Source organism: Microvirga makkahensis, from assembly GCF_009830105.1.
Lineage (GTDB): Bacteria > Pseudomonadota > Alphaproteobacteria > Rhizobiales > Beijerinckiaceae > Microvirga > Microvirga makkahensis.
On sequence record NZ_WURB01000023.1, the window covers coordinates 1 to 13,262 of the forward strand.

The 13,262-nt window shown below is 63.0% G+C and carries 16 protein-coding genes and 1 pseudogene; 8 read left to right on the top strand and 9 right to left on the bottom strand.

Features of this window, described 5'->3' with window-relative positions; all coding sequences use genetic code 11:
• Together GR328_RS20930 and GR328_RS20935 are read left to right on the top strand one after the other, a co-directional pair.
• A partial coding sequence (locus GR328_RS20930; protein WP_160887306.1) for a calcium-binding protein occupies nt 1-1,136 on the top strand: 1,136 nt, incomplete at its 5' end.
• 21 nt (nt 1,137-1,157) lie between these two features.
• Nucleotides 1,158-1,385: a hypothetical protein gene (locus GR328_RS20935; protein ID WP_160887308.1), complete on the top strand. Its 228-nt coding sequence runs from the start codon at nt 1,158-1,160 to the stop codon at nt 1,383-1,385.
• A 221-nt stretch (nt 1,386-1,606) separates the two neighbouring features.
• On the opposite strand, the gene GR328_RS20940 is transcribed toward GR328_RS20935, so the two are convergent.
• On the bottom strand, nt 1,607-2,173 hold the full coding sequence (locus tag GR328_RS20940) for a TetR/AcrR family transcriptional regulator (RefSeq protein ID WP_160887310.1): 567 nt from the start codon (nt 2,171-2,173) through the stop codon (nt 1,607-1,609).
• Nucleotides 2,174-2,337: 164 nt separating this feature from the next.
• Between GR328_RS20940 and GR328_RS28620 the strand changes: the two genes are divergently transcribed.
• Nucleotides 2,338-2,451 carry a DDE-type integrase/transposase/recombinase gene (locus GR328_RS28620; RefSeq protein WP_425487062.1) on the top strand — a complete coding sequence of 38 codons (114 nt, stop codon included), beginning with the start codon at nt 2,338-2,340 and terminating at the stop codon, nt 2,449-2,451.
• Nucleotides 2,452-2,456: 5 nt separating this feature from the next.
• Here the strand turns inward: GR328_RS28620 and GR328_RS20945 are convergent, their stop codons facing one another.
• The 4 genes from GR328_RS20945 to folP all read right to left on the bottom strand — a co-directional run bounded on the left by GR328_RS20945 (nt 2,457) and on the right by folP (nt 6,770).
• Nucleotides 2,457-4,820 (bottom strand): PAS domain S-box protein, encoded by a 2,364-nt coding sequence (locus GR328_RS20945; protein ID WP_160887312.1) that lies wholly within the window; start codon nt 4,818-4,820, stop codon nt 2,457-2,459.
• 303 nt (nt 4,821-5,123) lie between these two features.
• Nucleotides 5,124-5,597: a 2-amino-4-hydroxy-6-hydroxymethyldihydropteridine diphosphokinase gene (gene folK, locus GR328_RS20950; RefSeq protein WP_160887314.1), complete on the bottom strand. Its 474-nt coding sequence runs from the start codon at nt 5,595-5,597 to the stop codon at nt 5,124-5,126.
• On the bottom strand, nt 5,590-5,958 hold the full coding sequence (gene folB, locus GR328_RS20955) for a dihydroneopterin aldolase (RefSeq protein WP_160887316.1): 369 nt from the start codon (nt 5,956-5,958) through the stop codon (nt 5,590-5,592). Before folB ends, folK begins: the two co-directional genes overlap by 8 nt.
• The gene (gene folP, locus GR328_RS20960; protein WP_160887318.1) at nt 5,955-6,770 is read right to left on the bottom strand and encodes a dihydropteroate synthase; all 816 of its coding nucleotides are present in this window, start codon (nt 6,768-6,770) and stop codon (nt 5,955-5,957) included. Before folP ends, folB begins: the two co-directional genes overlap by 4 nt.
• A gap of 365 nt (nt 6,771-7,135) precedes the next feature.
• Between folP and GR328_RS27640 the strand changes: the two are divergent.
• From GR328_RS27640 to queC, 4 genes and pseudogenes are all read left to right on the top strand, one after another.
• Nucleotides 7,136-7,214 (top strand): annotated as a pseudogene (locus tag GR328_RS27640) (7-cyano-7-deazaguanine synthase QueC); the annotation flags it as partial.
• An 89-nt stretch (nt 7,215-7,303) separates the two neighbouring features.
• Nucleotides 7,304-7,936, top strand: coding sequence for a 7-carboxy-7-deazaguanine synthase (gene queE / locus GR328_RS20970; RefSeq protein WP_160887320.1), 633 nt, complete (start codon nt 7,304-7,306; stop codon nt 7,934-7,936).
• Entirely contained in the window at nt 7,936-8,313 is a 378-nt protein-coding gene (locus GR328_RS20975; protein ID WP_160887322.1) for a 6-pyruvoyl trahydropterin synthase family protein, read from the top strand. The genes queE and GR328_RS20975 overlap by 1 nt, the downstream gene beginning before the upstream one ends.
• Nucleotides 8,300-9,040: a 7-cyano-7-deazaguanine synthase QueC gene (gene queC, locus GR328_RS20980; protein ID WP_160887324.1), complete on the top strand. Its 741-nt coding sequence runs from the start codon at nt 8,300-8,302 to the stop codon at nt 9,038-9,040. Before GR328_RS20975 ends, queC begins: the two co-directional genes overlap by 14 nt.
• A gap of 29 nt (nt 9,041-9,069) precedes the next feature.
• Here queC and bluB read toward each other — a convergent pair whose 3' ends face one another.
• The 4 genes from bluB to cobA are packed head-to-tail and all read right to left on the bottom strand — an operon-like array spanning nt 9,070 to nt 12,084.
• A complete protein-coding gene (bluB, locus tag GR328_RS20985) occupies nt 9,070-9,729 on the bottom strand; it encodes a 5,6-dimethylbenzimidazole synthase (protein WP_160887326.1) in 660 nt (219 codons plus the stop codon).
• A 54-nt stretch (nt 9,730-9,783) separates the two neighbouring features.
• Nucleotides 9,784-9,990 carry a zinc finger domain-containing protein gene (locus GR328_RS28625; protein ID WP_425487061.1) on the bottom strand — a complete coding sequence of 69 codons (207 nt, stop codon included), beginning with the start codon at nt 9,988-9,990 and terminating at the stop codon, nt 9,784-9,786.
• On the bottom strand, nt 9,971-11,293 hold the full coding sequence (locus GR328_RS20990) for a cobyrinic acid a,c-diamide synthase CobB (RefSeq protein ID WP_160887328.1): 1,323 nt from the start codon (nt 11,291-11,293) through the stop codon (nt 9,971-9,973). The genes GR328_RS28625 and GR328_RS20990 overlap by 20 nt, the downstream gene beginning before the upstream one ends.
• Complete coding sequence (cobA, locus tag GR328_RS20995; RefSeq protein ID WP_160887330.1) at nt 11,290-12,084, bottom strand: uroporphyrinogen-III C-methyltransferase; 795 nt, start codon at nt 12,082-12,084, stop codon at nt 11,290-11,292. Before cobA ends, GR328_RS20990 begins: the two co-directional genes overlap by 4 nt.
• 71 nt (nt 12,085-12,155) lie before the next feature.
• Here cobA and GR328_RS21000 point away from each other — a divergent pair, with 71 nt between their 5' ends.
• Nucleotides 12,156-13,259, top strand: a complete 1,104-nt coding sequence (locus GR328_RS21000) for a cobalt-precorrin-5B (C(1))-methyltransferase (protein WP_160887332.1) — start codon at nt 12,156-12,158, stop codon at nt 13,257-13,259.
• Nucleotides 13,260-13,262 lie beyond the last annotated feature (3 nt).

Below are 13,262 nucleotides of genomic sequence, written 5' to 3' on the forward strand. Positions count from 1 at the left end.
CAAAACTGCATTACGACGGCTCGAAGGTCGCGGTTGGCAACATCGCAAACGCGTTGCTCTACAAAGGCGATTCGCGTTCGCTCATCGAGAACGCCGTCGGCGGCTCGGGCAACGACACCCTCACCGGAAATGATGCGGCCAACACGCTCAAGGGCGGGGTCGGCAATGACCGACTTGCCGGCGGAAATGGCGACGACGTCCTGGATGGCGGCATGGGAACAGATACCGTTGTATTCAGCGGACTACGCTCGAACTACAGCGTCTCGAAGCTCTCGGACGGATCGTTCCAGGTCACGGATCTGCGCTCGGGCACACCGGACGGCAAGGACAGCGTCTGCGGCACTGAGTGGTTCCAGTTCTCGGACAAAACCTACTCCCTGGCGGATATCAGCGGCAGTGCGGCTGCCCCGCAAAGTCTGACTCTTACCGGAACCGACAGCAGCGATACGCTGTCGGGCGATGTCGGTAACGATAAGCTTTATGGAAAGGGCGGCAACGACAAACTCGATGGCCTCGAGGGCAATGACATTCTGATCGGCGGCGCCGGCCGTGATTACCTCAGCGGCGGTGCTGGGTTCGACTATGCCAGTTACGCGACCGCCACGGCGGGTGTGCTGGCGGATCTGATGTATGCGTCCAAGAACAGCAGCGACGCGTATGGTGACACCTATTCCAGCATCGAAGGTCTCATCGGCAGCAATCATGGAGACTCTCTCCGCGGCAGTGATGCAGCCAACGTGATCCGGGGTGGCACGGGCAATGATTCCCTTTCCGGGCGCGGCGGCAACGATGTGCTGCGTGGCGACGGTGGTGCCGATGTCCTGTCCGGCGGGGCGGGCGCGGATGTGTTCGATTTCAACTCCATCAAGGATTCGATGCCAAGCGCTCCTGACACGATCAGGGACTTCGTGAGCGGGGCTGATCATATCGACCTGCGCACCATCGACGCGAACAGCAAGCTGTCTGGTGATCAGGCCTTTGTCTTCATCGGCAGCAAGGCATTCAGCGGCCAAGCGGGTCAGCTGAAGTTCAGCAGTAGCGTCCTGTCCGGCGACATCAACGGTGACAAGGTCGCCGACTTCCAGATCAAGGTCTCAGGTGTATCAGCCCTTGCCACTGGCGACTTCTACCTCTGAGAGGGCGACAAGGAGGGCACAATGAGCGACTGGGTCGATTTTGAACAGTGGAAGGACTGCGCTCGAATGGAGCGGCCCGGCTTTGTGTTGGAAGTGAGGAATGCGGCGGGTCAGAGCCTGTTCACACCCTGCACGCATTTTCTGCAGACGCCCTGGGACTGGACATCAGCCCCGGTGCAATTCCGGCTTGTGCAAGAGTCCAAGCCGAGCCACTCGGCACCGATCCCAAAGCCGCAGAACAAGTCTTGATACGCTTGGCTCGCATGGAGCTATGTTTGCCGCTTGTTGTGCGCCTGCTCTGAGCTCGAGCAAGTGCCTTTCGCGGCAGAACTCTTTATATATCCGATCTTATGCTCGCGGCCTCCAGAACCAGCTTACTCTACGCGGAGGGGGCAAAGGCGACACTATCTCGAAGCAAGTCTACCGCCTGCCCCCTAGCTTCAGTGGAGCAGCGGGTTGTGCCTTGGATTCTACTCGGCAATTCCCTTGCCTAGCAGGCGGTTGACCGCTTGGACGATCCGCTCGCGCTCCTCCTCCGAGAAGGGACTGAGGCCGTGCATTTCCAGGCTGTTCAGGCCCTCAATGGCCAGCCAGCCCAGAAGCGCCGCATCCAGATCGTCCGAGGTGGCCTTCAGGGTCTCCAAAGTTTCCCTGATGACCTCGCGGACAGGCTCAAGCAGGCGCGGGTTCTCGGCGGAGGCAGCTAGCATGCCATTGGCGACCTTCTTCATCTCGCCCTCGCGAAGTTTGCGCAGGGCCGCCGTGCACAGGCGCGCCTCCAGGTTGCGGCCGGGCTCGGCCTGAGATCGGAGCGCTTCCCGCTCTCCCGAAACCTCGTCGATCATGCGCTGGATCATGCCCTGCAGCAGCGCTTCCTTGGTGGGAAAGTTGTAGAGAAGCCCGCCCTTGCTGAGGCCCGAGCGCTCGGCCACGGCATCGAGCGTCAGCCGCCCTGATCCGATCTCGCTCACGAGTTCCGCGGCCGCGTTGAGAATTCTCTCACGGGAACTCTTGCGGCCTCGAACACATCCTGCCATTCGCGATTTTTGCACTAAACCATCCAGATGGAAATACGTCTACCATACCAGTGTCACTCCAATAGACGTGGAGAGGAGGACATTGTCGGGCCTGAAAGCTTCGCGGCTCTGTCTGCTGAACATTAGCGCTAAGCCGACCCTAGCATGCTCCCAATCGCCACACTATTCGAGCGGCTCATCGCTTTCTGCGCAAAGCCTTGAGGACAATGAGCGACACTCCTCCCTGTTCGATCCCGACTGACAAATTGGCTTCATATCCGAAGGCGATCCGACGCTGAGAAGGCTACCCGGTGTCCGACGTGGAGCACCGGACATAAGGCAGCGGAGCGTCGACCGAGCAAACGAGGCCCTCAGGGGCGTACTCGATTCGCACCTCGCCATTGAGGTCGTGAGCCAGGCTGCGTTCGATCAGGCGTGAACCAAAGCCTTTGTGGGACGGGGGCTTGACCACCGGACCACCCTTCTCCTCCCACCGCAGCAGCAGGAGAGCCGGGATCTCTGTAGGGTCCACCATCCAGCTCAAGTGAACCTCTCCTGACTCATCAGAGAGCGCTCCATACTTCGCCGCATTGGTTGCCAGTTCATGGATTGCCATGGAGAGGGCAAGCGCCATTCTCGGGACGAGGTGAACCTTGCTCCCCCGCCACTGGATCCGGTTTCGATTGTCGTTGTCCTGGTAGGGCTCGAGCACGTCAGAGACGATGTCGTGCAGCGAGGCGCCTTCCCAATTCTCCCGGGTGAGCACATCGTGGGCGCGGGAGAGGGCGAACAGACGGTTTTCCACGGCCTCTCGGGTCTCGCGCTGCGCCTCCGAAGTGCGCAACGTCTGGCTAACGATGGACTGCACGGTCGCCAGGGTGTTCTTCACGCGGTGGTTCAGCTCGTGGATGAGCAACTCGCGGTGTTCCTCGGCCTTCCTGCGCTCGCTGATGTCCCGCACGACGCGGATTCCGTACAGAGGCTGACCGGCCGCATCATCGACCCGGGAGGCCGCCACCTCCACCCATACCGCATGGCCATTCTTGTGGAGGTAGCGCTTCTCAAGGACGTAGGTATCTAGCTTGCCCAGCATCTGCCGAGCGAACTGCGCCAGGTCTGCCTCACGGTCCTCAGGATGGGTCACTCCCCAGAAGGTCTGCCCGAGCAGTTCCTCTTGGCTGAAGCCCGTGATGGCGCAGAGCTGCTCGTTCACGCGCAGGAAATGCCCGCTCCGGTCGACCTCGCCGATGCCCACGAAGGCATGATCGTAAGTGGCGCGCAGCCTCTGTTCGTTCTCGCGCAGCGTCGCCTCGGCCCGCCTGCGGTCGGTCAGGTCGCGCAGGTACGCCGTGAAGTGCGGACGGCCGGCGAGATTGATCGCGGTGATCGTCAGCTCGGCCGGGAACCGCGCGCCGTCGGCCCGCTGCGCCTCCAGCTCGACGCGCCGTCCGAGCACCGGCCCATGGCCTGTGGTCAGGTAGCGAGCCATGCCGCGGTGATGCTGCTCCCTCAGCTCGGGCGGGATGATGAGATCGGCCAAGTCCCGGCCGAGTGCCGCCTCCCGAGCATACCCGAAGGTGCGCTCGGCAGCAGGATTCCATTCGATGACGCGGCTGTCCTCCGTCACCGTCACGACGCAATCGAGCGCAGCCGCCACGATCGCGCTCTTCAGGGCTTCGCTGTCGCGCAGCTCCTTCTCGATGCGGGCCCGCTCGACCGCGTCCCAGGTTCGCTGGGCGACCCGCTCGACCAGTCGCACCTCCGAGGCGGTCCAGTGGCGCGGTGTCGCCTCGTGCACGTAGAGGAGGGCCCTGAACTTCCTGTCCTTGACCAAGGGAGTCACGATCAGGGAGCGGCAACTGATGCCGGCCCAGGTCGACACGTAGGCCTCGTGCCTGGTGCGTGGGTCGCTGAGGCAATCCGCGACGACCACGGTGCGCCCAGCCCGTAACTCGGCGATCACCGCCGGGCCGAACGCATCGAGAATGCGGGTCTCGCCCGCAAGGCTCGCCACGGAAGGATCTCGGGTCCAGTCCTGCTCGACCGAGACCATTTGCTCCGTGTCGTCCATCTCGCCGTACCCGGCGCGGCCTGCGGCGATATGGGTGCCAAGCGCCTCCGCGGCCGCTAGAGCCGCCGCCCGCGGCTCGGACAGGCCGCTCAGGCGTTCGCTCAGCTCGACGTGGAAGTTGGCCCGGCGGTCGGCCTGGACCTTGTCAGTGGTCTCGGTGCAGGAACAGAACATGCCGGCGACGGCGCCGTCCTCCGTGCGGATCGGCGAGTAGGAGAACGTGTACCAGGTGTCCTCCGGAAAGCCGTGGCGTTCCATGACGAGGTGCATGTTCTCATGGAACGTCGCTTCCCCTGCCATGGCCTTGGCAACGAGCGGTCCGACATCGTGCCAGATCTCGGCCCAGACCTCCCTAAAGGGACGGCCGAGCGCGCGCGGGTGCTTCGATCCCAGGATCGGGGCGTAGGCATCGTTGTAGAGGAAGGCGAGCTCCGGTCCCCAGGCGATGAACATCGGGAACTTGGAGGTTAGTACAAGGCTCGCGGCGGTGCGAAGCGACGGCGGCCAGGTGTCGGGGGATCCGAGCGGTGACGTCGACCAGTCATGGGTGCGCATGAGGACGCCCGTTTCGCTGCCATCGGCAAGGGAGGGTTGCAAGGGCGACTCCCGGCTAGCACGCGACGGAGGCGTTGGCAGCGTGCTGCGGCCGTGGATCGAGGAGGGGCTGGAACTTGGGCGGGAGAGGCAAGGAGCGGACTTCCGGATAAGCTTCGGGTAAGGAAGATAGGGATACGATTATTCTGTTCACTCGTCAGTATAGGAAGCGCTGTCGAAAGGATCTGTTTGTCATGGAAATAGGTCCAATGGACAAGGCGATGCAGCGGCATTCGATGGTAGAGCGCGAAGTTCGAGGAATACCGCGCCATGGCACGGGGACCTGAGCAGGCTCCCGGCACGGGTTCAGGGAAGCTTGGCAATGCCATTAGCGCTTACATTGGCAAGCATGTCGGCAACGCTTCTGCCGCCTACGTTCAGCTCAGGAGCGATCTCGGCCAGCGGCAGGAGGACGAAAGCGCGCTCCGCCACATAGGGGTGGGGCAGCGTCAGGGTAGGGGTGCCCACCTGAAGATCGTCGTAGGTGATGATATCGATGTCGATGACCCGTGGTCCCCACCTGACCTCCCGGACCCGTCCGAGTTCGCGCTCCACACGAAGGCACAGGGCCAGAAGGTCACCAGGTGTGAGATCCGTCTCGGCCACCGCACAGGCATTGACAAACCAATCCTGATCGATGGAGCCCCATGGCTCCGTGCGGTAGTCTGCGGAGCAGGCGACAATCCGTGCTCCGCCTTGATCGAGAGCAGCGAGTGCTTTGGCGATGTTGTCGCGCTTGTTACCCAGATTGCTGCCGAGGCTGAGCGCGATCCTAGCCATCGCGCGATCGCCTGATCTCAACCACAACGCCGTCGAGGATGAAAGGAACCGGAGCCTCAGGCTTCTCGACCCGCACGGTCACGGACGCAACCTGCGGGAAACCACTGAGTACGCTGGTGGCGATGGCCTCAGCCAAGCCCTCGATGATGTGGAAGCGGCGGGTGGTGCCGATATCATGAACCAGCTTAGCGAGGCTCGCATAGCAGACCGTTTGCCGATAATCGTCTGACTGCCCGGCGGGCCTCAGATCAAGCGAGCAGGTCAGACTGACATAAAAGCGCTGCCCCATGCGCGCCTCTTCGGCGTGAACGCCATGGTGAGCATAGAGCGCCAGACGGGAGAGCATGATCGTGTCGCTCATGGCAGTTTCCTCAGCAGGATGTCAGCTACCCGGCAGGCCTCGACATGAGCTCTAACGTCGTGAACCCGAACGATGTCGGCGCCGCGGCTCACGGCCGCCACATGCGCTCCCAAGGTGCCGAAGAACCGATCCCGCGGCGGAACCTGGGGATCATAGAAACGGCTCAGGACTGACTTGCGGGAAGCACCTACCAGCACGGGAAAGCCCAACGCCCTCAGGTCCGGCAGCCGGCGGAGGGCCTCAAGGTTCTGATCGGCCGTCTTGCCGAAGCCGATGCCGGGATCAAGGATCAACCGTGCATCCGGAATGCCAGCCTGGCGGGCCAGAGCCAGCGAGCGGTCGAAGAAGCGCAGCATGTCAGTCATGATGTCGAGCGAGGCATCGACCTCAGCCCGGTTGTGCATCACGACCGCGAAGGCCTCGTGCTCCGCCACGACCGCTGCCATCTTGGGATCACGCTGAAGGCCCCAAATGTCGTTCACGATCCTTGCCCCTGCCGCGAGGGCGGCTCGGGCGGTGGATGCCCGATAGGTGTCGATGGAGATCGGCACCGTCACGACAGGAGCAAGATCACGGATGACCGGCAGGATTCGCCGCTGCTCCTCCTCGGCTCCGACCGGTGTATGGCCCGGGCGCGTGGATTCCCCGCCAATGTCGATGATGTCGGCGCCCGTCTGCTCCATCTCTTGGGCATGCTTGACCGCAGCGGCATGATCGCTGAACAGGCCGCCATCGGAGAATGAGTCGGGCGTGACGTTCAGAATACCCATGATCAAGGTACGTGTGCCGAGGTCGTTCAGGATCGCAGTCATGGCTTTCTTCAGGTCAGAACGGGTCTCCTTCTGTCGCGGTTTGCACGAGAAGTCGAGATCTCGTCTGTAAGAGGGGGCGGATCCGTGGGGTGGAATTGGCCGCCTCCACCGCACGCTCTCGGCAATCAGCGACTTCGGACATCGCGTTCCTCAGCAGCCTGGTTGGATCTCTGTCCGGCTCGGAGGAGACACATGGTGGAAAGCATTCTCATTGACATCCGCGTATGTGTTGTCCTTTATGCCGCGCAGAAGCGGATTGGGTAAGCATTTGGTGAGTTCTGTGCTTATCTGTTCCGTCCGTTTTACGTTCATCGGCACGCAAGCCGATCCGGTCGCAGCCTACCCGGTCAAAACAAGGAACCCTGGTGAACACCATCGTCATCTGTTCCGGCGGACTTCATTCCGTCACGCTCGCGCACAAATCCGCCGCGGAGCGAACCCTCACGAGCCTCAGCTCGTCTCACGACGTCGTTCGTATCTCCACCGTAGGACGCCTCTCGACCAGATCGGCTCCGACTGCAGGTGCAGTGTAAATGAGCTACGCAGTCAAAGAGATCTTCCTGACGCTTCAGGGCGAAGGCGCTCACGCCGGCCGAACCGCCGTCTTCTGCCGCTTTGCCGGTTGCAACCTCTGGTCAGGACGAGAGAGCGATCGGGCTGCGGCGGCCTGCCGTTTTTGCGACACAGATTTCGTGGGCACCGACGGCACCTTCGGTGGCCGCTATGCCACTGCCGCCGACCTGTGCCGGCGCATCGAGGAGCTTTGGGGACCAGGGACCGATCATCGGCTGGTCGTGCTGACGGGAGGCGAGCCTCTGCTCCAGGTTGACGCAGCTCTCATCGATGAGCTCCACCGCCGCTCCTTCACAATCGCGGTCGAGACGAACGGCACAGTCGAGCCGCCGCCGGGCCTCGATTGGATTTGCGTCAGCCCGAAGGGCAGCACCGAGCTCAGGATTCGGACCGGCCACGAGCTGAAGCTTGTCTTCCCGCAGGAGGATGCCTTGCCCGAGCGGTTTGCCTCCTTGCTGTTCGAGCGGTTCTCGCTGCAGCCGATGGATGGACCGGATCAGGTCGCGAACACGGCGCGAGCCGTCGAGTATTGCCTGGCTCACCCGCAATGGCGGCTGAGCCTCCAAACCCATAAGTATTTAGGAATCCGCTGATGTGGGAACTCACCAAGTCGTTTAACTTCGAAGCTGCCCATACACTGACCGGCACCACGCTCGGGCCAGCTAGCGAGGAGATCCATGGCCACTCCTTCCGGGCCGAGGTCGCCGTGCGCGGACTGCCCGATCCCCAAACGGGCATGCTGATCGACCTGGGCCTGCTCGAGGGCAAGCTCGCTGAGATGCGTCGGACGCTTGATCACAAGTTCCTCAACCGTATCGAGGGGCTGGAGCGGCCGACTTTGGAGAACATCACCCGGTTCATTTTCGAGCGGGTCCAGCATATCGGACCTATCGCAAGGGTGACGATCTACCGCGATAGCTGCGGCGAAACCTGCACCTACTACGCGCCGGTTGACCATGACCGCCGCTGATTCCTCCGCTCTCGTGGTCTTCTCGGGCGGGCAGGACTCGACCACCTGTCTGGCCTGGGCGCTGTCGCGCTACGAGCGGGTCGAGACCATCGGATTCTCGTATGGCCAGCGCCATGCCATCGAGATGGACTGTCGGGAGCCGATCCGGCAGGCGCTTGCCAGCCTGTCGCCGCTCTGGGCCAGCCGCCTCGGACCGGATCGGGTGATCCCGCTCGACGTGCTGGGCGAGGTCAGTGTGAGCGCGCTGACCGCGGACCTGCCGGTGACCGACAGCCGCGCGGACGGGCTGCCGGCGACCTTTGTGCCCGGTCGCAACCTGGTGTTTCTCACTTTTGCGGCGATCGTCGCCTTCCAGCGCGGCCTCAAGCGCGTGGTGACGGGCGTCTGCGAGACGGACTTCAGTGGTTATCCCGATTGCCGAGACGACACGATCAAGGCGCTCCAGACCGCGCTCAACCTCGGCATGAACGCGCGGCTGGTGCTCGAAACGCCGCTGATGTGGATCGACAAGGCCGAAACCTGGGCTCTCGCACAATCGATAGGCGGGGACGCGCTCGTCGACCTGATCGTGCAGGAGACCCACACCTGCTACAACGGGGATCGCGACATCCGGCACGACTGGGGCTTCGGCTGCGACAGGTGTGATGCCTGTCGGCTCCGGGCAGCAGGATGGCAGCGTTATCTCCGACACCGGAAGCTAAAGGTGGAAGATCACGCTCTGCGTTAAGTCCGAGGCTGAGGATGGGCTCGCATGGCTCAGCGATCGAGCACGGTGCGTCCTGCGGCAGTTCTCGCCTGCCATTTGAGGCCCTCGAGCTCAGGAACCTTACCAGCCTCCTCCGGCCATCCGAGGCAGAGATAGGCGATGAACCGCCAGGATGGAGGCACGCTCAATGCGCTTGTCACTTTGGCAGGATCGAGAATTGAGACCCATCCAAGCCCGAGACCATGAACGCACGCTGAAAGCCACAAAATATGGATGGCACCAACGACCGACCAAGCCAGCGTCTCGGGCATGGTCGCGCGACCGAGGCCATAACCTTGCTCGGTTGCATCTTCACAGAAAACGGCGAGCTGCAGGGGAGCCTGGTCGAGACCTGATAATTTCAGGCCAGCATAGAGCTTGGCCTGTTCACCTTGATACCCTGCAAGTGCCTCCTGATTGCACAGCTCAAAATTGCCGCGAACAGCCCTTCGGACATTCGCGCTTTTGACCCGCACGAACCGCCAGGGTTGGCTATTGCCGACAGAAGGTGCCAATTGCACGAGATCGAGCAGATGTTCCTCTAACTGCTGAGGAACAGGATCATTTCTGAATCGACGAACATCCCGACGCCAGACCAGCAGCTCCTCGAAGCTGATACGGAAATAATCATCGAACACTGGAGGAGAGGAACAGCCGACAGGCTGGGTCATGTGCTTTTCCGGATCAGAATGTTTCGAATGGCTATAGAAGGATGTCCTGCTTGGCTACATGCGGCGGCCGCCAGCCTTTGCGAACCGCTTGTCGTGCGGCTCACGCTCATCGCCAGCCTTGGTCGTGCATGCTCGGCCTCGTGCCGCTCCGCAACGCGGACATCGAACATTCAATGGCAATGGAAGCGATGGATCCTTTTCCCTGGAGAAGTCGTCCGGGCAAGCTCTCAGGCAGTGATGTTCATCCTTGTGAGATTGCATGGAAGAAGCTTCCTGTCGTAAGCCCGATGCGATGGCCCACAATTCCTAGATCGGTGCCTTCGGCATCCGTGATTGAGGCGAAACCGGCTTCCCGGCTTGTGTCACTCCGAGTGATGGAGGCATAGTGAAATTCGTGGCCGATCAGGCGTTGCCCGGCTCGCCCGAGCGGTCCGTCATGGAGAAGCTGCGCGACGCGGTATCCCAGATGGATCTTGCGCTTGGCGTAGCTCGTGCTCACCGGCAGCAGGCCTGCCATGCGATGCACATGGCCGTCGCCGTCCTCAAGCGTTTCCCCTAGTACCATGTAGCCGCCGCATTCGCCGTGAACATGGCGCGTCTGCGCAAAGGAGCGAAGACCCTGGAGAAAGCGTTGTGCGTCCGCGATGCGCCCGGCATGGAGTTCCGGATAGCCGCCGGGCAACCAGCAGCTATCGGCGTTTTCGGGTGGAGGCTCATTTGCGAGCGGCGAGAAGGGGACGATCTCCGCCCCTGCCGCCCGCCAACCGGCAAGCACATGCGGGTAAACGAACGAGAACGCCTGATCCGATGCGAGCGCGATGCGCTGTCCGAGCGGCATCACGGCAGCGTCGGATGCGACAGTGCTGATTTGTGTAGGGCGTCCTAAGGCAAGGAGCTTGTCGATATCGACAGAGATCTCCACCGCGTCGGCCAGGTGATCCAGCCTCTGGTCGAGCTCATCCGTCTCGCCTGCCTGAACGAGACCGAGATGGCGCTCTGGCAGAACCAAGTCGTTGTCGCGCATCAGGGCTCCGAGAGCCGGCAGTCCGATGCGCTCCAAGCCATCTTCCACGAGCTTGCGGTGGCGCGCGCTCGCTACCTTGTTCAGCACAACGCCTGCAATCTCGATGCGCGGATCGAACCGTGCGCAACCCAGCGCCACAGCGGCGGCCGATTGGGCATGACCCGACACGTCGAGGATGAGAATGACCGGCCAGCCGAACAGTGCCGCGATGTCTGCGCTCGCGCCGGTTCGGCCCGTTTCCTGGCGTACGCCATCAAACAGGCCCATGGAGCCTTCGGCGATCACGATGTCCGCTTCGCCTGCGCTGTGCGCCGCAAGCGCGCTTAGGAGCGGCCGACTCATCGCGAAGCTGTCGTAGTTGAAGCTCGGTGCGCCGGTTGCCGCAGCATGAAAGGCGGGGTCGATATAGTCCGGCCCGCTTTTGGCGCCGCGCACGCGCAGCCCGCGCCGCACGAGCGCGCGCTGAAGTCCGAGCACCACCGTCGTCTTGCCTGAACCGGACCTCGGTGCAGCGAACAGCAGGCCAGGAGCGAGACTCATTGCGCGGCCTCGACGCCATAATCCAGAAGGTGGTTTTGAATCGCGCTTCGGAGCGTCGCAATGGCTCCGACGGCGACGATGGCAGGCGAGCGGATCACGCCTTCCTCCACTAGGCGCGGCAGATGCTCGAGGGTGGTTTCCACCACGTTCTCGCGGGAGGTTGTCACTCCATGCACAGCAAGAGCGGAAGTCGAGCCCGGCAGTCCGCCCTCCACCAGTTCCGCGACGATGTCGGGAAGATTGGTGACCGCCATGTAGAGCACGATGGGAACACCGGTGCGTGCCAGCGCCGCCCAATCAGCCTGCTGGTCGGGAGCCCTGTGGCCTGTGGCGAGGATCACGGCATGGTTTGTTGCGCGCATGGTGGCGGGAATGCCGTGGATGGCGAGCGAGGCTAGCCCGCTCGACACCCCGGGGACGATGCGGAATGGAATCCCGGCGCCAGCCAGGGCCAGCGCCTCTTCGCCCCCGCGCCCGAAGATGAAGGGATCACCTCCCTTCAGGCGAACGACCCGACGGCCTTCTTGCGCCAGTGTGATGAGACGTTCACAAATGTCGCTCTGGGCGGCGGAAGGCTGGCCGCCGCGCTTACCCGCATATTCGAGAACCGCGCCCTCGCGGGCTATGGAGAGAATGCCGGGATCGACGAGGGCGTCATGCACCACCACGTCGGCGTTTCTCAAGGCATTCAGGGCATGGATCGTGAGAAGGCCCGGGTCGCCGGGGCCAGCGCCCACAAGCCAGACCGTGCCCGGAAGAAATGAAGGGGACAGACCCGCAAGTGATGTCATGCATGCCTCCATGCATGACCCGTGGCTTCAAAATGGATATATGACGTCATGGCGATGAGTAGTGAGGGTGCATGGACGAACTGAAACCCGCCGGACCGTTGCGCCGCGGCTGGACGACCGGTGCCTGCGCCACGGCGGCGGCGAAGGCGGCCTATTGGGGTTGGCAGACGGGTGAATTTCCCGATTCTGTGGAGATCCTTCTTCCGGGGGGGACGCGGCCTGCCTTCTCCCTGGCTCTCGCCGAAATGTTCGAAGGCGGGGCGCGGGCAGGCGTCGTGAAAGATGCCGGCGATGACCCTGACGTGACCCATGGCGCCCTGGTGATCGCGGCTGTGCGCGCGGGCGCTCCGGATTCGGGCGTGACGTTCCGCGCAGGCGAGGGGGTCGGCACCGTCACCCGGGCCGGGTTGCCCCTTCCTCCTGGCGAGCCCGCTATCAATCCCGTGCCGCGCCAGATGATCCGCGACAATCTCATGGAGGCTGCGCGCGCCATCGGGGGTCCCATGGACATCGAGGTGGAGATCTCCATTCCCGGTGGCGAAGCCATTGCTCGAAAGACCCTCAACCCGCGCCTCGGCATCCTGGGCGGACTGTCGATTCTCGGCACCACCGGCGTGGTGGTGCCCTATTCCTGCTCGGCCTGGATCCACAGCATCTACCGCGGCATCGATGTGGCGCGCGCGGGCGGCGTCGACCACGTGGCGGGGGCGACCGGCTCGACCTCCGAGAAGGCCGTTCAGGCTCTCTACAATCTGCCGGAGCAGGCACTCATCGACATGGGCGACTTCGTGGGCGGCATGCTGAAGTACCTGCGCCGGAATCCGGTGCCCAAGGTGACCGTCGCGGGCGGCTTCGCCAAGATGACCAAGCTCGGGCAGGGCCTGCTCGATCTCCATTCGCGCTCGGGCTCGGTTGATCTCGATTGGCTGTCGCTGCGCCTGGGTGAGGCAGGAGCCGAGCCTTCCTTTGTGGCGGCGGCGCGCAGCGCCAACACGGCTCTGGAAGTTTTGGAAACCGCGCAGGAACTCGGATTGCCGCTCGGCGACGTGGTGGCGCAGCACGCGTGGAAAACCGCCGCCAAGGCCCTGCAGGACTCCGGCATCGCGCTCGAAATCGTCGTGTTCGACCGCAACGGCGTTCTCGTCGGCCGTGTGCCTTTCCATCCGGTCACCTGAGCC